30 protein-coding genes and 4 tRNA genes are annotated in these 23,410 nt (G+C 64.8%); 14 read left to right on the top strand and 20 right to left on the bottom strand.

Going from position 1 to position 23,410, the window contains the following annotated elements:
• Window positions 1–17: 17 nt before the first annotated feature.
• The 14 genes from E4341_RS07620 to E4341_RS07555 all read right to left on the bottom strand — a co-directional run bounded on the left by E4341_RS07620 (window position 18) and on the right by E4341_RS07555 (window position 8,700).
• Window positions 18–1,004 carry an aldo/keto reductase gene (locus tag E4341_RS07620; protein ID WP_165116329.1) on the bottom strand — a complete coding sequence of 329 codons (987 nt, stop codon included), beginning with the start codon at window positions 1,002–1,004 and terminating at the stop codon, window positions 18–20.
• Between the two features lie 110 nt (window positions 1,005–1,114).
• Window positions 1,115–1,191 (bottom strand) — tRNA-His (locus E4341_RS07615).
• Between the two features lie 150 nt (window positions 1,192–1,341).
• Window positions 1,342–2,061, bottom strand: a complete 720-nt coding sequence (locus E4341_RS15705; protein ID WP_017505195.1) for an energy transducer TonB — start codon at window positions 2,059–2,061, stop codon at window positions 1,342–1,344.
• 14 nt (window positions 2,062–2,075) lie between these two features.
• Complete coding sequence (locus tag E4341_RS07605; RefSeq protein WP_055754882.1) at window positions 2,076–2,510, bottom strand: biopolymer transporter ExbD; 435 nt, start codon at window positions 2,508–2,510, stop codon at window positions 2,076–2,078.
• A 5-nt stretch (window positions 2,511–2,515) separates the two neighbouring features.
• Window positions 2,516–3,397, bottom strand: coding sequence for a MotA/TolQ/ExbB proton channel family protein (locus E4341_RS07600; protein WP_017505197.1), 882 nt, complete (start codon window positions 3,395–3,397; stop codon window positions 2,516–2,518).
• Window positions 3,398–3,929: 532 nt separating this feature from the next.
• A tRNA-Phe gene (locus E4341_RS07595) sits at window positions 3,930–4,005 on the bottom strand.
• Window positions 4,006–4,068: 63 nt separating this feature from the next.
• Window positions 4,069–4,233: a DNA gyrase inhibitor YacG gene (locus E4341_RS07590; RefSeq protein ID WP_082854100.1), complete on the bottom strand. Its 165-nt coding sequence runs from the start codon at window positions 4,231–4,233 to the stop codon at window positions 4,069–4,071.
• Window positions 4,234–4,236: 3 nt separating this feature from the next.
• A complete protein-coding gene (locus E4341_RS07585; RefSeq protein WP_165116327.1) occupies window positions 4,237–5,271 on the bottom strand; it encodes a ribonuclease E/G in 1,035 nt (344 codons plus the stop codon).
• Window positions 5,268–5,849: a nucleoside triphosphate pyrophosphatase gene (locus tag E4341_RS07580; RefSeq protein ID WP_165116325.1), complete on the bottom strand. Its 582-nt coding sequence runs from the start codon at window positions 5,847–5,849 to the stop codon at window positions 5,268–5,270. The genes E4341_RS07585 and E4341_RS07580 overlap by 4 nt, the downstream gene beginning before the upstream one ends.
• Window positions 5,850–6,068: a translation initiation factor IF-1 gene (gene infA, locus E4341_RS07575; RefSeq protein ID WP_008261544.1), complete on the bottom strand. Its 219-nt coding sequence runs from the start codon at window positions 6,066–6,068 to the stop codon at window positions 5,850–5,852.
• Between the two features lie 103 nt (window positions 6,069–6,171).
• Window positions 6,172–6,639: a UPF0262 family protein gene (locus E4341_RS07570; RefSeq protein WP_017505201.1), complete on the bottom strand. Its 468-nt coding sequence runs from the start codon at window positions 6,637–6,639 to the stop codon at window positions 6,172–6,174.
• Window positions 6,636–7,121 carry a DUF2948 family protein gene (locus E4341_RS07565; RefSeq protein WP_066551770.1) on the bottom strand — a complete coding sequence of 162 codons (486 nt, stop codon included), beginning with the start codon at window positions 7,119–7,121 and terminating at the stop codon, window positions 6,636–6,638. The genes E4341_RS07570 and E4341_RS07565 overlap by 4 nt, the downstream gene beginning before the upstream one ends.
• Window positions 7,111–8,400 carry a UDP-N-acetylglucosamine 1-carboxyvinyltransferase gene (gene murA / locus E4341_RS07560; protein ID WP_165116323.1) on the bottom strand — a complete coding sequence of 430 codons (1,290 nt, stop codon included), beginning with the start codon at window positions 8,398–8,400 and terminating at the stop codon, window positions 7,111–7,113. Before murA ends, E4341_RS07565 begins: the two co-directional genes overlap by 11 nt.
• 102 nt (window positions 8,401–8,502) lie before the next feature.
• Window positions 8,503–8,700 carry a hypothetical protein gene (locus E4341_RS07555; RefSeq protein ID WP_165116321.1) on the bottom strand — a complete coding sequence of 66 codons (198 nt, stop codon included), beginning with the start codon at window positions 8,698–8,700 and terminating at the stop codon, window positions 8,503–8,505.
• Window positions 8,701–8,810: 110 nt separating this feature from the next.
• Here E4341_RS07555 and E4341_RS07550 point away from each other — a divergent pair.
• Window positions 8,811–8,885, top strand: a tRNA-Thr gene (locus tag E4341_RS07550).
• 66 nt (window positions 8,886–8,951) lie between these two features.
• Here E4341_RS07550 and E4341_RS07545 read toward each other — a convergent pair.
• The 4 genes from E4341_RS07545 to lipB all read right to left on the bottom strand — a co-directional run bounded on the left by E4341_RS07545 (window position 8,952) and on the right by lipB (window position 12,484).
• Window positions 8,952–9,539: a hypothetical protein gene (locus tag E4341_RS07545; RefSeq protein ID WP_205751250.1), complete on the bottom strand. Its 588-nt coding sequence runs from the start codon at window positions 9,537–9,539 to the stop codon at window positions 8,952–8,954.
• A gap of 48 nt (window positions 9,540–9,587) precedes the next feature.
• On the bottom strand, window positions 9,588–10,082 hold the full coding sequence (gene msrB / locus E4341_RS07540) for a peptide-methionine (R)-S-oxide reductase MsrB (protein WP_165116319.1): 495 nt from the start codon (window positions 10,080–10,082) through the stop codon (window positions 9,588–9,590).
• Between the two features lie 73 nt (window positions 10,083–10,155).
• On the bottom strand, window positions 10,156–11,640 hold the full coding sequence (locus E4341_RS07535) for a hypothetical protein (RefSeq protein WP_165116317.1): 1,485 nt from the start codon (window positions 11,638–11,640) through the stop codon (window positions 10,156–10,158).
• A gap of 127 nt (window positions 11,641–11,767) precedes the next feature.
• Window positions 11,768–12,484 carry a lipoyl(octanoyl) transferase LipB gene (lipB, locus tag E4341_RS07530; protein WP_055808602.1) on the bottom strand — a complete coding sequence of 239 codons (717 nt, stop codon included), beginning with the start codon at window positions 12,482–12,484 and terminating at the stop codon, window positions 11,768–11,770.
• A 65-nt stretch (window positions 12,485–12,549) separates the two neighbouring features.
• Between lipB and E4341_RS07525 the strand changes: the two genes are divergently transcribed.
• From E4341_RS07525 to E4341_RS07495, 7 genes are all read left to right on the top strand, one after another.
• Window positions 12,550–12,801, top strand: a complete 252-nt coding sequence (locus tag E4341_RS07525) for a FliM/FliN family flagellar motor switch protein (RefSeq protein WP_017505209.1) — start codon at window positions 12,550–12,552, stop codon at window positions 12,799–12,801.
• Between the two features lie 188 nt (window positions 12,802–12,989).
• Window positions 12,990–13,074: transfer RNA gene (locus E4341_RS07520), tRNA-Leu, on the top strand.
• A 65-nt stretch (window positions 13,075–13,139) separates the two neighbouring features.
• Entirely contained in the window at window positions 13,140–14,558 is a 1,419-nt protein-coding gene (gene mgtE, locus E4341_RS07515; RefSeq protein ID WP_165116315.1) for a magnesium transporter, read from the top strand.
• Between the two features lie 78 nt (window positions 14,559–14,636).
• Window positions 14,637–15,791, top strand: coding sequence for a glycoside hydrolase family protein (locus tag E4341_RS07510; RefSeq protein WP_165116313.1), 1,155 nt, complete (start codon window positions 14,637–14,639; stop codon window positions 15,789–15,791).
• A gap of 43 nt (window positions 15,792–15,834) precedes the next feature.
• The gene (locus E4341_RS07505) at window positions 15,835–17,004 is read left to right on the top strand and encodes an isovaleryl-CoA dehydrogenase (RefSeq protein WP_165116311.1); all 1,170 of its coding nucleotides are present in this window, start codon (window positions 15,835–15,837) and stop codon (window positions 17,002–17,004) included.
• 29 nt (window positions 17,005–17,033) lie between these two features.
• Window positions 17,034–17,219, top strand: a complete 186-nt coding sequence (locus E4341_RS07500) for a DUF3008 family protein (protein WP_165116309.1) — start codon at window positions 17,034–17,036, stop codon at window positions 17,217–17,219.
• A gap of 99 nt (window positions 17,220–17,318) precedes the next feature.
• Window positions 17,319–18,083, top strand: coding sequence for an exopolysaccharide biosynthesis protein (locus E4341_RS07495; protein WP_205751376.1), 765 nt, complete (start codon window positions 17,319–17,321; stop codon window positions 18,081–18,083).
• Window positions 18,084–18,334: 251 nt separating this feature from the next.
• Here the strand turns inward: E4341_RS07495 and flaF are convergent, their stop codons facing one another.
• Complete coding sequence (gene flaF / locus E4341_RS07490) at window positions 18,335–18,700, bottom strand: flagellar biosynthesis regulator FlaF (protein WP_055808591.1); 366 nt, start codon at window positions 18,698–18,700, stop codon at window positions 18,335–18,337.
• Window positions 18,660–19,082: a flagellar biosynthesis repressor FlbT gene (gene flbT, locus E4341_RS07485; RefSeq protein WP_055808589.1), complete on the bottom strand. Its 423-nt coding sequence runs from the start codon at window positions 19,080–19,082 to the stop codon at window positions 18,660–18,662. Before flbT ends, flaF begins: the two co-directional genes overlap by 41 nt.
• Before the next feature lie 156 nt (window positions 19,083–19,238).
• On the opposite strand from flbT, the gene E4341_RS07480 reads away from it, so the two are divergent.
• The 6 genes from E4341_RS07480 to E4341_RS07455 all read left to right on the top strand — a co-directional run bounded on the left by E4341_RS07480 (window position 19,239) and on the right by E4341_RS07455 (window position 23,363).
• On the top strand, window positions 19,239–19,682 hold the full coding sequence (locus E4341_RS07480; protein WP_165116305.1) for a hypothetical protein: 444 nt from the start codon (window positions 19,239–19,241) through the stop codon (window positions 19,680–19,682).
• 12 nt (window positions 19,683–19,694) lie between these two features.
• Window positions 19,695–19,889, top strand: coding sequence for a hypothetical protein (locus tag E4341_RS07475; RefSeq protein ID WP_017505218.1), 195 nt, complete (start codon window positions 19,695–19,697; stop codon window positions 19,887–19,889).
• A 63-nt stretch (window positions 19,890–19,952) separates the two neighbouring features.
• Window positions 19,953–20,813 carry a MoxR family ATPase gene (locus E4341_RS07470; RefSeq protein WP_165116303.1) on the top strand — a complete coding sequence of 287 codons (861 nt, stop codon included), beginning with the start codon at window positions 19,953–19,955 and terminating at the stop codon, window positions 20,811–20,813.
• Between the two features lie 73 nt (window positions 20,814–20,886).
• Window positions 20,887–21,690, top strand: a complete 804-nt coding sequence (locus E4341_RS07465) for a methyltransferase type 11 (RefSeq protein ID WP_165116301.1) — start codon at window positions 20,887–20,889, stop codon at window positions 21,688–21,690.
• A gap of 94 nt (window positions 21,691–21,784) precedes the next feature.
• Window positions 21,785–22,426, top strand: coding sequence for a YfbR-like 5'-deoxynucleotidase (locus tag E4341_RS07460; protein WP_017505221.1), 642 nt, complete (start codon window positions 21,785–21,787; stop codon window positions 22,424–22,426).
• Between the two features lie 4 nt (window positions 22,427–22,430).
• Window positions 22,431–23,363: an NAD regulator gene (locus E4341_RS07455; RefSeq protein ID WP_165116299.1), complete on the top strand. Its 933-nt coding sequence runs from the start codon at window positions 22,431–22,433 to the stop codon at window positions 23,361–23,363.
• Window positions 23,364–23,410 lie beyond the last annotated feature (47 nt).

Raw genomic sequence — 23,410 nt, 5'->3', positions numbered from 1 at the left:
TTCATGTCTGCCTTAGATTAACGGTTCAGCGCCGCCCGCGCCGCCTCGGCGTAGCGGTGCCCTGTCGCTGCGCCCTTCGGGAAGACGGCCTCGATCTGTGCGAGATCATCAGGCGTCAGCACGACGTCCACGGCCGCCGCATTCTGCTCAAGAGTCGCGATACGGCGCGTGCCGGGGATCGGGATCAGATCCTCGCCCTGCGCCAGCACCCAGGCCAGCGCCAGTTGAGCGGCGGTTATGCCCTTGTCCGACGCAATGGCCTTCACGGCCTCGACCAGATCCAGGTTCTTCTGGAAGTTCTCGCCCATGAAGCGCGGATTGCTGCGGCGGAAGTCGTCTGCATCCAGGTCATCAATCGATTTGATGTCGCCCGACAGGAAACCGCGGCCCAGCGGGCTGTAGGGCACGAAACCGACGCCCAGTTCGCGCACGACTGCGAACAGTTCGTCTTCGGGCTCGCGGCTCCACAGCGAATATTCCGTTTGCAGGGCCGTGATCGGATGGGTCGCATGAGCCTTGCGCAGGGTGTCGGGCGCGGCCTCGGACAGACCCAGGAAGCGGACCTTGCCCTCCTTGACCAGTTCCGCCATCGCCCCGACCGTGTCCTCGATCGGCGTGTCCGGATCGACACGGTGCAGATAGTAGAGATCGACGTGATCGACGCCGAGGCGTCGCAGGCTGCCTTCGATGGCGCGACGGACGTTGGCCGGGCTGCCGTCGGTCATCAGCCTGGTGCGGTCGGCATTGTAGTTGATGCCGAATTTGGTGGCGACGAAGGCCTGGTCGCGCCGGTCCTTCAGCACCTTGCCGACCAGCACCTCGTTTGTGTGAGGACCGTACATCTCGGCGGTGTCGAACAGGGTGATGCCCAGATCGAGCGCGCGATGAATGACGGAAATGGACTGGGCCTCGTCGGCGCCGCCGTAGAAGGCGCTCATCCCCATGCAGCCCAGGCCAATGGCCGAAACCTCGGGGCCGTTCGCACCCAGCTTACGCGTCTTCATGGGGGCTTTCTCCTGTCGATGTGGGGATCGGCCTAAAAACAGATAGGACGGCCGAAGATCAGGAGATGGTCGCGGCGACGGCGGGCTGCAAGCCCGGCCGTGCTTTGCGATGGTACCGCCTCTCAGGCTTGAACTGAGGACCTCCGGTTCCACAAACCGGCGCTCTAACCAACTGAGCTAAGGCGGCCCGCTCATCGCGAGGCGCGTTCTCTACCGGGCCTGCGGCAGGCGATCAAGCGCCTTCCTCATATTTCGTCAGGAGATTTCGCGGGTGACAGCCCAAACGAAAACGCCCCGGAGATTGCTCTCCGGGGCGTCCTGTCTATTGCCGTGACGATCACCCGAGGGTGAAGGGCACCCGGACGCGGAAGGTCGCGTCTTGGGCGGCGCCATCGACGGTCCGCGGGGACAGTTGTCCACGCTGAACCACCCGAATGGCGGCGCGGCCAAAGCCCATTCCGGCAGGCTCTTCGGACACCACGCGGCAGTTCGCCGGAGATCCGTTGGAGCGCGCCGTGCACTCGACCGTAGCCGAACCGCTGATTTCACGCTCCAGCGCACGCGCCGGGAAGTCATCAGCCGTCGGACGCGGTTGGCGCGACCACTGAACGTTCGTGATCGTCGACGGACGCGGTGGAGCCGGAGGCGCGGGCGGCGGCGGAGGTCCAGGAATATTGACGGGCGGACCCGTGTATTCAACCCGATCTTCCTTCTTCGTCGGCGTGATGTTGACCGGCGGAGGGGGGACGATGTTCGGGACCGGAGCCGGCACGCGCACCTGAAGCTTCGGCGGCGGAGGCGTATCCGTCGGCGGAGGCGGCGGGGGCGGAGGCGGCGGAGGCGGCGGAACCGGCTCAACCAACTCGACCTCGACGGACTCGTCGACGTAGTTGAACTCCTTCAGCTTGAATTTGGACTGCTGAACAAAGAAGATCAGCAACGCAAACAAGATGCTGACCACCATCAGGCAGACGATCAGCACGGGGTAGGACACCCCCATGAAGCCCTTCTTCTTGGGTACGTCGTAGCGACTGCGATGATATTCGACGTCTGTCATACTATCTCCGCATCCTAACTCGTCGCCTGGTCTTCGCCGACCAGCGCAACGCTATAGAAGCCGTTATCCTGCAGCGCATTCATGACCTGCATGAAGTCGCCGTAACGGGTGTTCTGGTCGCCCCGAATGAAGATCCGCTCATCGGCCGGGTTCCGGGAACCGATCTGTTCTTTCAGATCGGCGCCCAGGGATCCGACGTCGGTCTTGAAGTCGCCCACATAGACGTCGCCGTCATTCTGGATCGAAATATAGACCGGCTTGGGCGGGTTCGGGGCCGCCTTGGCGACGGCGATTGGCAACTCGACAGGCACCGACACAGAGGCAAGCGGAGCCGCCACCATGAAGATGATGAGCAGGACCAGCATGATATCAACGAAAGGCGTAACGTTGATATCACTGTTGGCCTGAGGCAGGTTGCCAGCGCCGCCCGATTTAATCTTGGCGGCCATCCGTCTTACGCCCCCTTGTCGAGCTGACGCGAGATGCCGTTCAGCAGCTCAGCGGCGAAGCCGTCGGCGCGCGTGCCGTAAGCAGCGATGCGGGTGTTGAAGTAGTTGTAGAACACAACGGCCGGAATAGCGGCGAACAGACCGATACCGGTGGCCAGAAGAGCTTCAGCGATACCCGGCGCCACGACGGCCAGGTTGGTCGTGTTCGACTGGGCGATACCGATGAAGGAGTTCATGATGCCGTACACGGTGCCGAACAGACCGACGAACGGACCGATCGAGCCGACCGAAGCCAGGAACTGCTGGCCGCCCGAAAGGCGCAGGGCCAGACCGGATTGCACGGCGGCGACAGCCGACTGAGCGCGGGCCATAGCCGAGTCGAGGTGATCGCCGGTGACCGACAGACCCGATTGACGCGACAGTTCGATTTCCTCGGTGGCGGCGGCGGCCATGTCGGCCAGCGGGTTGCCGTCGAACTCTTCCTGGGTCGAAACAGCGCGCATGTCAGCGATGGTGCGGGCGCCGCGGAAGTTTTCGAGGAAGTTGTCGGTCTTGCGGTTCAGAGCGCCGAACTCGAACAGCTTGATGAGCAGCAGTGTCCACGACAGGATCGAGGCCAGCAGCAGGCCGGCCATGACGACCTTAACGACGACCGTGGCTTCCATGAACATGGAGATCGGGGTGATGTCGCCGTGACCGCCGCCGACGGCGTCGTTCACCGTTGCGGGATCAGCTTCGCCAGCAGCCGGAGCGGCGGCTGCGGGAGCCGCAGTCGAGGCGGCCGGGGTGGGCTCGGCCGGGGCCTGGGCCAGGACCGGCGAGCTCGCCATCAGCGCGGCGGCGCCGGCCATGGCGAGAAGGATATTCGTCTTTTTGCTGTTCAGCATAATTCGCCAGTTCCTGCTTGGTCTGACTCGTGGAACCAAAGGTGCGGCCATAGTCAGCGACCGCCCCCCAACCTGAAATGTTTCCTTCAACGCGCCCGTCCTTTCGAGGATCAGAGCCCGCTGAAATCTTCGGTGGAGATCGAACCGGTCGCCCGCCTCGTCTCCGCTGGTCGAACCTTCGGAGACACGTCCCCGGCGATCCGCATTAACGTCTTCTTGCGAAGGCGCCTCAACCCTTTGACGAACCCTTACCGGAGCGTCAAGGGACAAGAGGGGCTTTTAACCCGTCGAGAGACATGGAGAAAAGTTCCACCAACCGGCGCATTAGAGTGCAGCCACGCGACATTTTGATGATGATCTAACGTCAGATGAAGCAAGTTTGTTCAAAACGGCCATCCTGAGCGCGATCATTTCCCAATACTGCAAATTGTAGGGCTGATCGCTGCAAGCCGCCTGAAAGCCGAGGACGGCGCAAAGGCCGCAGCGCAAGATAATGCGCCGGTGCAATCGATTTTTGTGGGGCAAGAAAAGATGGTGCCTGGAGGCGGGTTCGAACCACCGACACGCGGATTTTCAATCCGCTGCTCTACCAGCTGAGCTATCCAGGCGCCGACGCGGCGTCGCGAGAGGCGGGTCTATAGGGGAGGCTTTTCCGCCTGTCCAGCGCCCAATCAGTCCTTTTCGTCATCATCTTCCGCACCCTCGTCCAGGGCGACCGGAATGGCGTAGCCGCCAGTGAACCAGCGTTGAAGATCCACGTCCGAACAGCGGCGTGAGCAGAAGGGCTTGTACTTGGGATCGGCGTCGGCCTTGCGGCAGATTGGACAGGAAGCCACGGCTCACCCCTCTTCTATTCGTCCGCGCCCAACCGGGATCGCGGGATCGGCCTGGATCACCGCTCGCGGTCCCAGACGAGCCGCCAGCGGTTGAGCAATCAGGGCTTCTTCCGGCGCGCAACGCGCGATGATGCGCGGCGACAGGGTATCGGCCAGAAGGTGCCGCCGCAAAGTGCGCACGAAAGACAAGGCTCGTGTTTGAACAGACGGGCGTCCGCTGGCGCCGAGCAGAACCTCCTCGATCGGCGTACGGCGCCAGGGAAGCGACATCTGCAACAGGCCGAACCGACTGACGGGTCCGAAGACGGCCTGGGGTTCGTGACCGAACGCGGCCCGCGCAACCTTGGCCTGGGCCTCCGCGTCCGTACCGTCCCCGATCATGTCGATGACGACCAGGCCGCCCCAGTTCCGCAGGCCGGTCAGCCGCGCCGCCTGTTTCAACCCCTCGCGATTCGCAGCCGCCCTTGCCTGTTTCGGATCACGACCGGGGGGGGAGGTGAAGTCGATGTCCACAGCCACCAAGGCGCGCGTGCGTTCGATGGCGAGATCGATTCCATGCGAGGCGAAAACGATAGATTGAGCCAGAGCCTCCTCCTCCGCCTCGACCACGGCGTCGATAGCGGCGATGCCGGTGACTGATTCCTCGCCGGGCGCGAGATCGCGCAACTGTTCGGCGATGCTGGGTGCGGGCTGAATCAGGCGAGGCGTCCCCTCCCCGGGCCCCAGACGGCGAACCACCGCCCCTTTCCCGGCACGAGGTTCGGCGGTGACGATGACTTCTAGTCGTTGCCCCTGGGTAAGACGGTCGTTTCTCGGGAAGGGCAGAAAGGCGGCGGTCGGTGCGGCGATATCGACGAAGGCGCCGCGCAAGCCGGGGTTCACCTCGATGACACGCCCCACGGAGCGGGCGCCGAGCCGGGTCTGCGCCGCATCGTCCTCGCGGTGGATGAGAAGATGAGTGTAACGGCCGTCGCGCATGATCGCGCCACGCGTCTCGCCAGGCGTCTCGTCGAGGAAGACCTCGACTGCGCCGCTCATGAACGCCAGCCGACGCCGTGTAGAAGCTGGACGGCCTCATAGACGGGCAGGCCCATCACGGACGGATGGCTGCCGACGATGCGCTGGATGAAGGCGGCCGCCGGGCCCTGGATGCCATAGCCCCCGGCCTTGCCGCGCCAGTCGCCCGTGGCGACGTAGGCGGCGATCTCATGGTCGGACAAGGGTTTGAAGGTCACGCGGGTTTCGTTGACGCGGGACGATATCTTTCCGTCGCGCCAGACGGCGACGCCGGTGAAGACGCGGTGATTGCGGCCGGACAGCAGTTTCAGAAAACGTGTCGCCTCGGCCTCGTCCGCCGCCTTTTCCAGAAAACGACGCCCGACAGCGACCACCGTGTCGGCGGCGATGACGACCGCGTCGGGACGGCGTTCTGCGACGACCTGGGCTTTCGAGGTGGCGAGCCGTTCGGCCAGGCGCGGCGAAGTCTCGCCCTTCAGAGGCGTTTCGTCGATGTCGGCGGGATCGATATGGTCGGGCGTGATCCCGACCTGCGCCAGCAGTTCGATGCGGCGCGGGCTGGCCGAAGCCAGCACCAGTTCGGGGCGACCCGCAGCCACTTACTTGAAGCGATAGGTGATGCGACCCTTGGTCAGGTCGTAGGGGGTCATTTCGACCAGCACCTTGTCGCCGGCCAGAACGCGAATGCGGTTCTTGCGCATCTTGCCGGCGGTGTGGGCGATGATCTCGTGGTCGTTCTCGAGCGTCACGCGGAAGGTGGCGTTCGGCAGCAGTTCGCTGACGGTGCCGGGAAACTCGAGCAGTTCTTCCTTAGCCATGCGGCCTCTCACGCCCGTTGAATATGCGTTCGACCCCACGCCGGGCGGGCGCGAGGGGCGGAATGGACGGGCCTAATGCCCGAAAACACAGAGATAGTCGAGGTCAGCCGCGACGGTAGAGGGCGCAGAGCAATGTAAACAGGCGCCGCGACGTCTCGTGATCGACCACGATCTTGCCGTCCAACCGCGTCTTCAGCTGCTCGGCCCCTTCGTTGTGAAGGCCGCGCCGGCCCATATCGACCGATTCGATCTGGCTGGCCGAGGATCCGCGCAGAGCCTCGTAGTAGCTGTCGCAGATCATCAGATAGTCTTTGATCACGCCCTTCAGCGGCGTCAGGCTGATGGCGTAGGTGCGCGTGAAGTTCTCGCCGTCGATGTCGAACACCAGACGATTGTCCTGAAGCGACAGCTTCAGCCTGTAGGGTCCGCCCTCGGCGCCGACGGGCTCGAAGCTGTTCTTCTCGACCAGATCAAAGATGGCGACGCGACGCTCGTGCTCGATCTCGGCCGTCGCCGCCGGCAGGGTCGCGGCGTCCAGTTCGACCGAGGCCAGCTTGTGATCGGCGCTCATGCCGCAGTCCCTTCGTCCAGTTCGGGCGTGTCCAGATGGGTCGGCGCGATGCGCGCCGGCCAGCGGTCGGAAATATCCGTGACCACGGCGTCCAGGCATTCGACGTCGATTCGCAGGTCGCCGCCGCCGGCGAACATCAGGATGACGCGTCCGCTCAGATCCTCGGTCGGAATGAAGTCGAGCGCGAGCAGTTCGAGCGAGGCGTCGGGACTGCGCGACAGGCGACGGCTCTTGACCGCCAGAACGTCACCGAACTGCATGGCGCACATCACCCGCGTCCCGCCGCACTCCCAGCAGAAGCGGCTGAAGGCGATGGTCAGGGTCCGGGCCGCCTTTTCCCAGACGATATCCACGGGACGCAGGATGGCGTCCTGGAGCGCGGCGGAGATGATCTGAAGATCGTCGGCATCCTCGGCCAGCAGACGCAGCGGTTCGACCGGTGCCTTGGCTTCGGGGATGACGCCGTCGATCTCAGTGCTCATCACCTGTTCCCTTTATGCGGCGGATGTCGGCTCCGCATGCGCCGAGCTTTTCTTCCAAACGCTCGAAACCGCGATCCAGATGATAGACGCGTCCGACCGTCGTTTCGCCCTCGGCGACGAGGCCCGCGATAACCAGGCACATCGAAGCCCGAAGATCCGTGGCCATAACCTGTGCGCCGTGCAGAACTTCGACGCCGTTGACGTGCGCCTCTCCGGCATGGACCGAAATGTCGGCGCCCAGTCGCGCCAACTCCGGCACATGCATGAAGCGGTTTTCGAAGATCGTCTCGCGAACCGTGCTGACGCCTTCCGCCGTCGTCATCAGCGCCATGAACTGGGCCTGGAGATCGGTGGCGAAGCCCGGATAGATGGCCGTCTCGACGTCTACGGCCTTCAGTCGCTGCTTCGGGTCGCGTTTGATCAGAACGCCGTCGGCGGTCGGCGAGACCTCGACGCCCGCCTCGACCATCTTGTCCGTCAACGAACCGATCAATTCAGCCCGCGCCTTGGTCAGACGCACCTCGCCGCCCGCCATGGCGGCGGCGACGGCGTAGGAGCCCATCTCGATCCGGTCGGGAATCACAGACCAGGTCGTTCCATTCAGCGACGAGACGCCGGTGATGGTCAGGACGTCGGTGTCGATGCCCTCTATCCTGGCGCCCATGGCCGTCAGACATTGGGCCAGATCGCCGATCTCGGGTTCGCGCGCCGCACGGCGCAGGACAGTCGTGCCTTCAGCCAGCACAGCGGCCAGAAGCGCGTGTTCGGTGGCGCCGACCGAGACGAAGGGGAACTCGATCTCGGCGCCCTTCAGGCCCTTGGGCGCGCGGGCGGTGACATAGCCTTCGTCCAGCTCGATCTCGGCGCCCAGCGCCGTCAGCGCCTGCAGGTGCAGATCGACCGGACGCGCGCCGATGGTGCAGCCGCCCGGCAGCGAGACCTTGGCCTCGCCTGTGCGCGCCAGCAAAGGCCCAAGCACATTGAACGAGGCCCGCATCTGCCGCACCAGATCGTAGGGGGCGAAGGTCGAGGTCAGATTCTTGGCGTGGAACAGACTCTCCTGCCCGTCCGCACCGTCCCGCTCGGTCACTTCGATGCCGAACTGGCGCAGCAACTGACCCAGGAACCGGGTGTCGGCCAGACGCGGCATATTGGTCAGCAGCAAGGGCTGATCCGTCAGGATCGAGGCGGCCATCAGCTTGATGGCGGAGTTCTTGGCGCCGCTGACGGGAATGTCCCCGAAAAGCTGGGCGCCGCCCTGAATGGCGATGCTGTCCATGACGTCCTTAAGCGCGCCCGATGCCAACGCCTCGGGAGGAAGGTTCTCTAGCAAGCCGGCGGGCGCTTGCCAAAGGGCTGCGTGATCGCGAGCCGATGACTTTCAGTTGCTGTCGCGCGGCGCAGCCGGCGTCCGCGCGGGCGCCTTGCGGCGTCGCAGGTTGGCGCGAAGGGCGCAGGCAAGCCGCATGGCCTTTTCCGCCTTTGCGCGCGCTTTCTCGAATTCAGGCCCCGATTCGACGATCGGCGTCGCCTGCGCGGCGGCGGAGGGCGTATCGGCGTCATGCGGCGTGCGAGTCATGGCGCGATGATGCCGTGATCACAGGCCATGTCCAAACTTTCTTTCAGATCGTCAAAAAGCCGCTTCCCTCCCCGAAAGGGTTTGGCTATACGGCCGCTTCCTCAGTCGGGGCCGCCGTAGCTCAGTGGTAGAGCGCATCCTTGGTAAGGCTGAGGTCGTGGGTTCGATTCCCCCCGGCGGCACCATCTGAGACTTGAAAAGGCCCGGCTTTTGCCGGGCCTTTTTGAATTCCAGATCGGACGGAAAAGCCTTCAGTCGTAGCCGTACAGGCCGCGACGATAGGGATCGCGATCATCCGCATCGCCGTCCTTGCTCCAGCTGAACCCCATAGACATCGACTTGGTCGTGGTGTCGGCCCCATAGCCTCGACCGCGCCAGCCGCCGCCATAAGGCGAGTAGAAGCCCGGTCCGCGCAGACCATAGCCGCCGTAGCCGTATCCCCAGGGTTCGTTGCGGCCTTCGCGGTAGGCGAGGTCCAGACGACCGTTCTCACCGACAGGCAAGGAAACAGCCGCGCCATAGCTGCGATAGCCGCCGGTGCCGATCCCGGCCTCGACCATGCCATGCATCTTGCGCTCGGCCGGCGCGCCCGGCTTTGCGCTTTCGTCGAAGGTTGCGCCCGGCGTGCGCGTGCTGATCCAGTTTTGAATCTGCTGCTCAGTGGTCATGCCGTGCGGGGCGGCGTCCTGAGCCGTCGGCGCGGTCACCGACGCCTCAGGCGTCGCAGCCAGGGCCTGGGCCAGGGTGGGCGCGTTTGTCGGCGCCGTGGTCACCACGCCATCCGGATCACCGTCCGACGCCGCCAGCGCCACACCCGCCAAGAGACTTGCGATCAGCATAGGCCACCTCCGTTCGACATCATCCTAGCACAGCGATTGAGGCCAAGGTCAGGCGATGCCGTCGCCGCGGTTCAGGGGGTCCGGCAAGGCCTCGCCCTCGGCTACGAAACTGAGCGCGACCGAGTTGATGCAATAGCGGTTTCCGGTCGGCGGCGGGCCGTCGGGGAAGACGTGACCCTGGTGGCTGCCGCACCGGGCGCATTGGGTCTCGACCCGGATCATGCCGTAGCTGGTGTCGCGGATTGCATGGACGTGCGCTTCATCAACCGGCTGGGTGAAGCTGGGCCAGCCGGTGCCGCTTTCGAATTTCGTTCCACTCTTGAACAACGGCAAGCCGCATTCGCGGCAGCAGAAGACGCCAGCCCGCTTCTCACCCAGCAGAGTGCCGCAGAACGGCGCCTCCGTTCCATGGGACAGCAGGACGCGCTTTTCCTCAGGATTCAGATCGGCTTCGAGCCGGGCGCGTTCTTCGGCGTTTGGCGGCGTCAGGTCATAGCCCGACGGCGAACGGAGGGTTTCGGAGGTTTGGACGAGATCGGTCATGGACTGCAAATAAGAAGGACGGGCCAAGGGTTCCACCCCCTGCCCGCCCCTGGTTCATTCGACCGACCGTTCCTTATTGGAACAGCGTGCCCACCCAGGCGCGCACGGCCGCTTCGTCCGTCGCAGAGCCGGTATAGGCAAGGCCCTGCGCCGGGGTGAAGGGCGCATCGTTGCCGCGCTGACGCGTCGTCCAGGCCTTATGACCATAGGTCAGCTCGGCATAGTTCGAAGGCAGGCGCAGCACAGTCGGCTCGATGAAGATCGAGTCCTCGGCTGTGACTGATCCGGCCAGGCGCACGTTCGGCAGGCGCGTCAGCAGGTCCAGCGTATCCAGGCACCCACTCGTGCAGCCGCTGTCGACCAGGACCACGACCGGGCCCGCCACGGGGTTTGCTGCGCCCGTGTCCGCCACCGAAGGACGGCCCGGCATGGTGAAGGTCGGCTGATTGGCGGCCAGGGCCGAATCGAAGGCGGCGACGATGGCCTGGGTCTGTTCGATCACCGGGCCGGATTCGGCGACGAAGCGCGGGTCGGCCTGCATGCGGGTCAGCGTGTCGGCGAACCACTGACGGTTCGCGGGCGTGGCGCGGTAGGTGATCGAGCCGGCTTCAGGCTGACGGCTGACAGTGAACTCCGGCGTCCAGATGCGGTTGGCCAAGCCATAGCCCTTGCCCGTCGCATTCAGCGAAGTACCGTTTGCGCCGCGCAAATCGATGACCAGCCCCTGCGCGCCGCGAATGGCGGGCAGTTGGGCTTCGACAGCGGCGTAGAAGGCGTCCCATCCGGCGTCGTCAGCCAGGGTGTGAACGTTGATCCACGGACGGCCGTCGACCGTCTCGACCGACAACGGATTGGCGCCCGGCGTATAGACGGTGGCGCGATAGGCGGCTTCCAGGCTGGCGGCGTCGGCCGGCTGAGGCTGCATCTGGAAGTCACGATCGCGACGCCCGACCTTGAAGGTGCACAGCGACGGCACGCCGCCGGTGAAGGGATTATTCCGGTTCCACAGCAGATAGGGGGCGGTGCGGACACGTCCGGCTTCCGTCGTCAGGTCGCCTTCCCAGCGGTCCAGCCGCTCTTCGGCCAACTGAGCGGCGGTCTTGTCGCCGCATTTGACCAAGATCGCGCCGAGCGGCGGCACGTTGCGAACGCCGGGCTTCACATAGGAGACCACATATTCGCCGTTGCGCCACGCCGTGGTCACGCCCGGCCAGCTGGTCGCGAAGAAGGGGCCGAGGCCTTCATAGGTCGGGCGAATCGCGATGTTCGAGTCACGGAAGCCGTTGGCGTAGTAGCGCATCAGATAGGCGTGGCTGTCGCCGCTGTTCACGCGTCCCACCTTGCCTTGCGCATCGGTCAGGCCGGCATCGATCCAGCTCCGAAACGCTTCGCTGGGCGCGCCGGGAATCACGGCGGCAGGGTGGTTGGCGGCCAGGGCGTCATGCGCGGCTTGGAGGTCTTGCTGCGCCAGAGCGCGAAAATCCTGTGCGACAGCGGCGCCGGCGGCGACGGTTAGCGACAGAACGGCGGCCGATGCTGCGGCGATCATTCGGTTCATGGGGTTTCCTGCGGCCTTTGATTTCAAGCTCGTGGGAAAGGTTAAACCCCATGCGTCCGGCGCTTGCCAACCCCGCCGCGCGGGATTTCGCCCGATTGTCACATGAGCTGCGGCGATGCGGCGCGCATCAGAGCGGCGCCGGCGCCTCGACCGCTGCGCCGAAGATCCGATCGAAGCTGCGCCTCAAGGCCTCGTCCGCCTCGTCCATCGTCGCCAGAACGCCGAGATCGACCAGGCTGGTGACGCCGTGTTCCTGAATGCCGCAGGGGACGATGCCGCCGAAATGATCCAGATCCGGCTCCACGTTCAGACTGATGCCGTGGAAGCTGACCCATTTGCGGACCTTGACGCCGATGGCGGCGATCTTGTCCTCACGCGACCAGCCCGCCCCCTTGCGCTCGACCCACACGCCCACGCGCCCCGGGCGGATGTCGGCCTTTACGCCAAACGTATCCAAGGCGCCGATCAGCCACAGCTCAAGCCCGCGCACGAAACACCGGACGTCCTTGCCGCGCCGATTAAGGTCCAGCATCACATAGGCCACGCGCTGTCCCGGCCCGTGATAGGTGAACTGTCCGCCCCGCCCTGTGCGATGCACCGGAAACCGGCCGGCATCCAGAAGGTCGTCGTCCTTGGCCGAGACGCCGGCCGTGTAGAGCGGCGGATGCTCGAGCAACCAGACCATCTCATTCGCCTCGCCGGCCGCAATGGCGGCGACGCGCGCCTCCATGAAAGCCTCCGCGGCCGTATAGTCGACGTAGCCTTTCGACACGGCCCATTCGACCGGTCGGCCATCGTCGAGACGCAGTTTCTGAAGGGACGGGCTTAACGGCTCAGCAAGCATGACGCTTCAATGTGGTCGCCAGGGCGTTTCTGCAAGAGACGGCCCTCCAGTGAAGAGAGCTTTACGTGACCCAGATCAACGCCGTCGATGTCGAAATCTCAGTGGTGCTGGGTCGCTCGGTGCTGCCGATGTCGCAACTGCTGCGCATGGGTCGCGGCGCGGTAATTCCCTTGGACGCCGCAGAGGGCGACGAGGTCTGGATCCTAGCCAACAACTATCCGGTCGCGCGCGGCGAAATCGAGATCCGAGACGACCGCATCGCCATCACCGTCACCCGCCAGGCGGACGTGTACGACTTCATGGCCGGGTCGGCCTGACTGGCGTAGTGACGAGTGCTGAGTGGCGAGTGGCGAGTTAACGCACACACTTTCCGTGGTCAGACCCTAGTCCCGGCGTCGCCTGAAATCGCTTTGATCTCCTCGCCACTCACTACTCGGCACTCGCCACTGAATTCGCCCCTTTCCTTTTCCAACGGCTTCGTCTATTCGCCGCCGCTCCGATGCGAGCGGTCGTGGCGGAATTGGTAGACGCGCAGCGTTGAGGTCGCTGTGGGGCAACCCGTGGAAGTTCGAGTCTTCTCGACCGCACCATCTGGCTAAACAGGGCGATTCATCGGCTAAGTACGGCTGGACATTCTACCAAGGGAGGCGACCACGTGAGCACCACGGACACCGCCTTTGTTCCAGACGAGACGCTCGACAACGAAGACCACGCCGCCCTTGACGAGGACTATGTCCTCACCCCGCAATTCGTCGAGAAAGTCGTGGACGCCGCCGACGACGGCGACGGGATGCGGCTGCGCTCTCTGCTGGAAGACCTGCACCCGGCCGACGTCGCTGACCTGATGGGCTTTCTGACGGCGGAACACCGCGCCGTCGTCGTGCTGTGGTTGCCGCCGGAGCTTCTGGCCGAAACCCTGCCCGAGCTGGATGACAACATCCGCGAAGAGGTGCTGGAGCGGGTCCCGCACGGCACCCTGGCCGAGGCGCTGCAGGAACTGGATTCCGACGACGCCGCAGCCGTCGTCGAAGACCTGGAAGACGACCAGCGCGAACGCGTTCTGGCCGCCATGCCTGAGGTCGATCGCGCCGCCATCGAAAGCAGCCTGGGCTATGCGGAAGAGTCCGCCGGCCGCCTGATGCAGCGCGAGGTGATGGCCGCGCCCCAGTTCTGGAGCGTGGGCGACACCATCGACCACATCCGCAAACAGGGCGACGACCTGCCAGAGCTGTTCTTCGACATCTATGTCGTCGATCCGCTGAACCGTCCGGTCGGCGGCGTGCCGATCAGCGGCCTGCTGCGGGCCGCCCGCACCGTCGCCCTGACCGATCTGATGGAGCCGATCAACGAGATCGCCGTCGATCAGGACCAGGAAGAAGTCGCCTACATCTTCGAGAAATACCACCTGATCTCGGCGCCCGTCGTGGACGCGGCCGGACGGCTGGTCGGCCAGATCACCGTCGATGACATCGTCAACATCATTCAGGAAGAGAACCGCGAGGACATCCTGCGTCTGGCCGGTGTCGCCGACGAAGACCGCGGTTCGTCCGTCCCCGAGATCGTGCGCGGTCGCGTGCCCTGGCTGGCGATAAATCTGGCGACGGCGGCGCTGGGCGCCAGCGTCATCGGTCTGTTCGAGGCCACCATCCAGCAGATCGTCGCCCTCGCCGTCCTGATGCCGATCGTCTCGGCCATCGGCGGCAACGCCGGCACCCAGGCCCTGACCGTGACCGTACGCGCCCTAGCGACGCGCGAGCTGAACAGTTCGAACGCCCCGCGCACCTTCTGGCGGGAAATGATGGTCGGCCTGGCCAACGGCCTGATCCTGGCCCCCCTGATCGGCATCGCGGCGGGCTTCTGGTTCCGGGACGAAGACTGGAAGATCGGCCTGGTGATCGGCGCGGCCATGATCCTGAACCTGCTGGTCGCCGCTTCGATCGGGGTCCTTACGCCCTTGACCCTGTCCAAGTTGAAGTTCGACCCGGCCGTGTCATCGGCCGTGTTCGTCACGGCGACCACCGACTTCTTCGGCTTCTTGATCTTCCTTGGTCTGGCCACACTGGTGCTGCTCTAGACACGACGCGGACGATCCGGCGCGGCCCTTGCTGGGAGCGGTGCGAGCGCCGCGCGCCTGTTTCCAATTGGGTCAACTGTGTCTGACGTCCTCCCCAAACCCAGCAAGGTGTCCCGCGAGGGCGTCCTGCTGATCAAGAGTTTCGAAGGCTTCCGGCCTCGGGCCATGCAGCGCAGCGACGGTCGCTGGGTCATCGGCTACGGCCATACCCAGTCGGCCCGTGAGGGCGCGAAGGTGTCCGAGGCCGAGGCCGAACTGCTAATGCAGTACGACCTGATCCCGGTCGTGAAGGCCGTGACCGATCATGTCCGCGTTCACCTCAACCAGCATCAGTTCGACGCCCTGGCCAGTTTCGCCTTTTCCATCGGCGCAGACAGGTTCGCCGCATCCGACGTGGTCGAGCAGTTGAATGCGGGGTCTGCTCGTCAGGCGTCCGCCTCCATGAGCGCCTGGGCCGATGAAGCCGCAGCCGAGACCCCAACCCGCCGTCGTTCGGCTGAACACGCGCTGTTCAACGCCGCACCCGGCGCGCCGGTCACCTTGGCGGATCTTCTCGCAGCGCCCCTGCCGTCTCCTTTCGAGACGGACGAGCCGGCCCTGCCCGCCGTCGACGGCGCCCTGGATGAGGCCGTCGCCCCCTTCCCGGCCCAGGACGGCATGGTGCTGGCTCAAGCCATCTCTGCGACCACCGCACCTCAGCCGCACAACACCTATGCCGCGACGGCTGTCGGCCCGGTCCCGGACGTCGTGCCGCTGACCGGACAATCGGAGACCGTCTCCGTCGCTGCGCCGATCATCGCGGCCAACGACATCCACGCGCCGGTTGAGGCCAAACAGCCTGAGACGCCGTCGGGCTTCGCCGATGCGCAAAAGACCAGCGTGGTGCTGACCGCGCCGGGACCGGCCGAAGCCACGTCCGGCGACAGCGCCGCCGCACCGGCCATCGAGGGTGATGCGGCAGCCAGCGAAGACGTGCTGAGCACGCGCGAGGTCGTGGCCCGCGCTCGGGCCAAGCGGCGTTCGGGCCTGGGGGAAACCTTGACCTTCGTCATCATGGGCGGCCTAGGCGCCCTGTGCCTCGGCGTCGCCATGGCCGCCTTTCGCCGCGCGTCGATATCGAACAGCAGCGACACCGCCACGGTCGCCTGGGTCCTGATCCTGGTCGCCGCCGCCTGCCTGGGGGTGTCGGGCTACAACTGCTATCGGCGCTGGGGACGGGCTGACCGCGTCTGACAGCGCTTGGCGAAAGGCCGTGCGCGATGCTACGCCCTAGCGCATGAGCATTCCCTTCGCGCCCCAATCCATGGAATTCGGCCTTGGCGATAACGCCGACGCCATCCGCGACACCACCGCCCGCTGGGCCGCCGATCGCCTGGCCCCGCTGGCCGCCGAGATCGACGAAAAGAACGAATTCAAACGCGAGCTCTGGCCCGAGATGGGCCAACTGGGCTTGCACGGAATCACCGTCGAGGAAGAGTTCGGCGGCCTTGGCCTGGGCTATCTCGAACATGTCGTCGCGATGGAGGAAGTGTCGCGCGCCTCGGCCTCGATCGGCCTGAGCTACGGCGCCCACTCCAATCTGTGCGTCAATCAGATCCGGCGCTGGGGCACGGCCGAGCAGAAGCAGAAATACCTGCCCAAGCTGATCAGCGGCGAACATGTCGGCTCGCTGGCCATGTCCGAGGCCGGATCAGGTTCCGACGTCATGTCGATGCGCACCCGCGCTGAAAAGAAGGGCGATCGCTACGTCCTGAACGGCACCAAGTTCTGGATCACCAACGCGCCCCACGCCGACACCCTTGTCGTCTATGCCAAGACCGATCCGGATGCGGGATCAAAGGGTTGCACAGCCTTCCTGATTGAAAAGGGCATGAAGGGTTTCAGCGTCTCCAAGAAGCTGGACAAGATGGGCATGCGCGGCTCGGACACCGCCGAACTGGTTTTCGAAGATTGCGAAGTGCCGGAAGACAATATCATGGGTCCGCTGGGCGGCGGCGCCGGCGTGCTGATGAGCGGCTTGGACTATGAGCGCGCCGTTCTGGCCGCCGGTCCGCTCGGTATCATGCAGGCCGCGCTGGACGTGGTCCTGCCCTACGTCCGCGACCGCAAGCAGTTCGGAAAGCCGATCGGCTCGTTCCAGCTGATGCAAGGCAAGATCGCCGACATGTACGTCGCCCTGAACAGCGCCCGCGCCTATGTCTATTCGGTCGCCCGCGCCTGCGACGCCGGCCTGACAACGCGCTACGACGCGGCGGGCGCGATCCTGCTGGCGTCCGAAAATGCGGTGAAGGTCACGATGGAGGCCGTTCAGGCCCTGGGCGGCGCCGGCTACACCAAGGAATGGCCGGTCGAACGGCTGGTCCGTGACGCCAAACTCTATGACATCGGCGCCGGCACCAACGAGATCCGCCGCTTCCTGATCGGACGGGAACTGCTGGGCGGCTGACGGCTTGTCTCCGCACAAGGAGACAGACCATGCCCGCCAAATCTGCCGCTCAGCAAAAGGCCGCCGGCGCCGCCCTGTCGGCCAAGCGCGGGGACACGCCGAAGTCAAAGCTGAAGGGCGCGTCCAGGTCCATGGTCGATTCCATGACGGAAAAGCAGCTGGAAGACCTTGCCGAAACCAAGCGCAAGGGCAAACCCGAGCACGTGCAGGACTAAGACACAGGCGATTTATCTGATCGTCTGTCCGTTCTGTAAGTGGCGATCCGCGCGCCGACCGCCTAGATGGGCGCAATCTCCAGCCGAGCGCCCCGCCTGATGCCCGCCCAACCGCCTCCGAACGACGACCTGCGGCGGTTTTCCGACGTCCTTGAAGATCTCGGCCACGCCCCCGAACCCAAGCTGACCATGGCCGAACTGGTCGCGTCGTTTGGCGAGCGCGGCTTCGGGGCCATGATCCTGATCCTGTCGCTGCTGGCGCTCCTGCCCTGGCCGCCGGGCGGCAAGGCGGTCTTCGCCGTACCGATCATTTTGATGTCCCTGGAACTGGCCTTCCAGGGACAGAGCGTGTGGCTGCCGCGCTGGATGTTGAAAGCCTCTGTGTCTCGCGCCGCATACACGTCCTTGATCGCCACTCCGTTCGCAGCCCCGGCCTGGCTGCGCCGCTGGGTCCTGTCGGCAAGGGTGCGGATCGCCGGGCGCCGCTACATCTTTTCCGACGGCGTGAGGCGCGCCGTTCGCAGACGCCCGAATGGCCTGAGCGTCCTCAAGATGGTGCGCGCCATTGAACGATTGACCCGCCCTCGCCTGCCGCTGCTGACCGGCGATGTCGCCGACACCTTCACCGGCCTGGTCTGCGTGGTGCTGGCCCTGATCATGGCCTTGCCCATCCCGTTTGGAGACGCCCTGCCCGGCATCGCCCTGGTTCTGTTCGCCTTGGGCATGATGCAGCGCGACGGGGTCGCCATCCTGCTCGGCGTCGTCGCCACCGCAGCCAGCGCTCTTTATCTGTTCCTGATCTGGGCGACGGTAGTCGAGGTGGCCCAGCACGTGACCGGCTGGTTCGCCAAACTGCTGCACTGACGGCGACAAAAAGGGCCGCCGGGTTTCCCCGACGACCCTTCATTGCCTGACCGCGAACGGTCCGGCCGCAACTCAGTCTGAAAGGCTCAGACCAGACCCTCTCCGAGGGCCAGGGTCGCGGTCGCCGCTCGCGATTGATGACAATGAGACACTGGATCACCTCCTTTCGACTGTTGAACAGGGAGGTGAAACATAAGACGGCTCAACGCCTTGCGCCAATGGGCTTCGCGCTTTCGTGAACGCGTGTCGATCTACTGCGTCGGCGACGCCCCGCCGGACAGGCCCTGCATGATCATGCGATTGATATCGATCAGATCCTGAAAGCTCTCTTCGCCCCGCATGATCGCCGAGGAATGGCGATTGATGAACAGGCTCAGGGAAATGATCTGAGCACGCATCGGAGCGCCCAGAGCGTTGCCTGCATCGCTGCACTCGCCGGCCAGCGTCGACCACAGACGCCGGTTCCAGTCCAGCGCGTCGATACGGGTGGCGATGTCGGACTCGTCGACGGTCGAGGCGTGAACCAGAGCGCGCGTGACCTGACCGAACAGACGGTACTCCAGGTCGCGCGGGCTCTCAGCCCTCGCTGTCGCCGCTGTGTAGGCCTGAAGCGACATTCAGCACTCTCTCTTCATATTCGACAATCTTACGCGCCGACATCAGGGCCTTATAGTATTCGCGCGCCAGCACATGACGCGAGGCCGAGACGCATTCGGCCAGGATGTCCGGGTTCTGCGTCGCGCCCATGAATTCGGTGATCCGTAAAGCGAGTTCGTCGAAGAACTTCGACGCCGAATTCTCGTCCAGATACATCATCATGATCGGGAAATAGATGCGGCGTGCGGGCGTGGTGACGTCCTCGGCCTGCATGATGTCCTTCTCGCGCAGGACGCTGGCGCGGTTTTGGAGGATCAGCACGCCGCGACGATCGCCGTTCTGGACCACGGCGCCATTCAGAACGAACTTCTCGCCGGGTTTCAGCGACAGCTTCAAGGCCATTGAGGACCGTACTCCAGTCGTGATCGAGCCGGTCGCGCACGACAGCTCCGAGTGAATCAGACCCTAACCCGGCATCAGTTAACCATCCCTTGTGAGATCGATCCGCTGGAACGCGTATCGTCGCCGTTGCGTTGGCTTGTCGAAGAGGAGACGACCATGCCGGACAACGACTATCAGGACGATCAGGAACAGTCTGAGACGTTTGACGAAACCCATCTGGACGACGAGGGCGACGGCGAATTTCTGCTGGATGAGGCCGACCAGGTGCTGGACGTGACCCAGGCTGACGGCGACGCCGACGAAGAGGAGTTCGACGAGGACGCCGAGATCGATCTCGACGACCAGCTAGCTCTCGACGGCATCGAACGCGAAGCCGACGCCCTGTTGGGCGTCGATGGCGAAAACCGCGATCAGATCGACGCCGACGGCGGGCCTCCGTCAGCACCAGATGAAGTCGAGCTCGTCTATTCGGGCCTGATGGAAAACGAACGCGGCGCACAGGCAAGCGCCGCCCACTGGGAGGCCAAACGGCTCTCGGATGACGATATCACGGACCTGGGATACGGACCGGACGGCGAGCAAGACGCTCCGGCGCGATAAGGAGAGAATGACATGACCGACGACAAAGCCCGTCACGACGCGTCGCCCGACGCCCCGCACGCCAAGCGCACGACCTCGCAGGACGGCGTGCCGGACCAGCTGGACAAGATCGACAAGTCGGACAGCCGCCAGGAGGCGCTGGTTGATGAAGGCCTGGAAGAGACCTTCCCCGCCAGCGATCCGGTCTCGGCCAAGCGCATCACCTGATCGCTGTTCACGACGCAGGCGATCGGCTAACCCACTTCGTGAAAACACGGAGTGGGTTTTTCTATGAGCCGTTTCGAAGGCACGGACCGTTATATCGCGACGAGCGACCTCAAGATCGCGGTGAACGCCGCGGTCGCACTTGAGCGTCCCCTGCTGATCAAGGGCGAGCCCGGCACAGGCAAGACGGTCCTGGCCTATGAAATCGCCAAGGCTTTCGACGCGCCGTTGATCACCTGGCACGTCAAATCCACGACCAAGGCCCATAACGGCCTGTATGAATACGACGCCGTCAGCAGGTTGCGCGACAGCCAGTTGGGCGAAGAGCGCGTCCACGACGTCCGCAACTATCTGAAGAAGGGAAAGCTGTGGGAGGCGTTTACCGCCCCTGCCCGCCCCGTCCTGCTGATCGACGAGATCGACAAGGCCGACATCGAGTTCCCCAACGACCTGCTGCAGGAACTCGATCGGATGGAGTTCTACGTTCAGGAAACGGACGAGACGATCCGCGCCGAAGTGCGCCCCATCGTGATTATCACCTCCAACAATGAAAAAGAGCTGCCCGACGCCTTTCTGCGCCGCTGCTTCTTCCACTTCATTCGCTTCCCCGACGCCGAGACCCTGTCCGCGATCGTCGATGTGCACTTCCCCGGCATCAAACCGCGCCTGGTTTCTGAGGCGTTGAAGACCTTCTACGAAATCCGCGATACGCCGGGCCTGAAGAAGAAGCCGTCGACATCAGAGCTTCTGGATTGGCTGAAGCTGTTGCTGGTCGAGGATATCGACGCCGAGACCCTGCGTGAGAAGACGCCGAACAAGCTGATCCCGCCGCTGCATGGGGCGCTGCTAAAGAACGAGCAGGACGTGCATCTGTTCGAACGCCTGGCGTTCCTGAACCGCCGCGAAGGCTCGCGCCCCGGCGGCTGACCCGGTGATTACCGCGATTTCACTGGATCACGCGGCCGCAGCGCGCAGAATGGGGGCCAAGAGAGGTTCGACCATGCGTCATGTCCTGCTTTATCTAGCCCTCAGCGCCAGCCTAGCCGCCTGCGACGGCGACAACTCGGTCCGCATCACCACCACCTCCTCCAGCGACGATCAGGGCGCGGGCGTATTGAAGGTGATCGACGCCCTGCAATGCCCGGACAATCTTGGCGTCCTGACGCGAAAGGGCCTGGCGGCGGCAGGCGGCGCGAACTGCGTCTATGGCGGCCCCAAGGGCGCCGACGTCGTGCTGCATCTGGTCAAGCTGGACGGGCGCTCCGTCGATGACGTGCTGCGGGATTTCGAGGCGCGCGCCAGCGCCGATCTGCCTCATACGGTCGCGCGGCTGGCCCCGGGCGCAGGCGATGCGCCGCCACCGCCTCCATCAATCGAGGCAGGCGATACGACTTCCGTCCAGGCGCCTGGGGTCGACATCAAGACGCGCGGCGAGGACGCCTCAGTCCGCCTGCCGGGCCTGAAGATCGAGACCCAGGGCGATAACGCCAGCGTCCGCATCGGCGGCATCAACATACAGTCCAAGGACGGACAAAACGTCCGCACCGAAACCTCGATGGTCAGCGTGGACGCCAACGACAACTCCACGCGCGTGCGCACCCGTGCGCCGGGCGCGGCGACGCGCATGACCTATATCCTGGCTGACGATCAGCCCGGCGATGCGGGCTGGCGCCAGGTCGGCTTCGAGGCGCGCGGCCCCAGCGGCGGCCCGATCGTCATCGCTGTGGTCAGGTCCAAGGATCGCCGCAACGACGGCATTTTCGACGACGCCAAGGAACTGGTCACACTGAACGTTGGGCGCTGACGCGGCGATTTCCTTCGCCGTCTGGTCCCTCCCGCTTGATCCCGGCGTGTCTTTGCGTCACCTGACCAGCCGACAAGCGATCAGGACACGCGATTTGGCCGAGCGCCCTACCAAGAAGAACGCCCCCCGCGCCTGGCAGCGCATGCTGTCCGGTCGTCGCCTGGATCTGCTGGACCCGTCGCCGTTCGACATCGAGATCGAGGACATCGCCCACGGCCTGGCGCGCGTCGCGCGCTGGAACGGTCAGACCATCGGCGAGCACGCCTTCTCGGTCGCCCAGCATTCGTGCGTGGTCGAAGAGATCGCCGCCCACATCAAGCCCGGCCTGGATCCGAAATGGCGTCTGGCCGCCCTGCTGCATGACGCTTCTGAATACGTCATCGGCGACATGATCTCGCCATTCAAGGCGGCGCTCGGGGCCGGGTACAAGGACTTCGAGGCCAAGCTGGAAGCCGCGATCCACCTGCGCTACGGCCTGCCGCCCAAGACGCCGCAGACGATCAAGACGCTGATCAAGAAGGCCGACAAGGCCTGCGCCTTCTTCGAGGCGACTCAGTTGGCGGGTTTCACCGAAAAGGAATCGCTGGGCTTCTTCGGCAGCCCGCCCGAGGGTTACAGCCTGACAATCGAACCTCAACCCGCGCCGGTCGCCCAGGCCCGCTATCTGGAACGCTACCGTGTCCTGGCTGGCGCCGTCGGCCTGATCCCCGCCGACGACGCTTGGCATACGGAATAGCCTGATGACCCAAGGGGCGGAGGATGGCGTTCGCATCGGTCTGTCGGCGGTCGTGATGACCCTAAAAGACCGACAGGCCGTCGTCCTGACGACTCCGACCGAGGACGGTTCGCGCGCCCTGCCCTTCGGACCCTTCGATCCCGTTCGCGACCGCACCTTCGAGCGCGCTCTGCGGGACTTCGTGACCGCCCAGACCGGGTTTCGGCTCGGTTTCGTTGAACAGCTCTACACCTTCGGCGACGCCGGCCGCGCCTCGCCGCGCGCCACCCCCGGCCCTGGCCGTTACAGAGAGGTCTCCGTCGGCTATCTGGCCTTGACGCCCGACGCGGCGGAAGGCCAGACCCACGACGCCCTCTGGGACGCCGTGTTCGAGTTCTTTCCCTGGGAAGATCGGCGCGGCGGTCACGATGCGCGAATCACGGAAGGCCTGCACGCCTGGGCCGATGGCGACGAGCACCGCCTGGCCCGTGCCCGCGCCCTATTCGCCCTGACGCCCGATCACCGCTGGAACGAGGAGCGGGTCCTGGAGCGCTATGAACTGCTCTACGAAGCGCGTCTGGTCGCCGAGGCCTGGCGCGACGCCGACCTGTCACCCACGCAGCCCATGCCGGGACGCATCATGTCCTCGGATCACCGGCGCATCCTGGCGACGGCGCTTGGCCGTCTGCGCAGCAAGCTGAAATACCGCCCGGTCCTGTTCGATCTGACTCCCGGCGTCTTCACCCTGTCTGAACTCCAGGCGGGCGCCGAGGCCGTCTCGGGCCTCAGCCTGCACAAGCAGAATTTCCGACGCGGCGTAGAGCGCACAGGGCTCGTCGAACCGACCGGACAGCTCTCCTCAACCACGGGCGGCCGACCCGCCGAACTGTTTCGATTCAAGGGCGTGGACGCCCAGACCGGCGCCGCGCCGGGCCTGTCTTTGCCCGCTCAAAGATAGCGTCGGATTTCTTTCACAGACGGGTTGCGAAGCGCTGCGGCTCCGAC

The sequence above is a fragment of the Brevundimonas sp. 'scallop' genome, from assembly GCF_011045535.1.
In the GTDB taxonomy this organism is placed as follows: domain Bacteria; phylum Pseudomonadota; class Alphaproteobacteria; order Caulobacterales; family Caulobacteraceae; genus Brevundimonas; species Brevundimonas vesicularis.
This window is presented reverse-complemented; position numbering and strand designations above follow the sequence as displayed.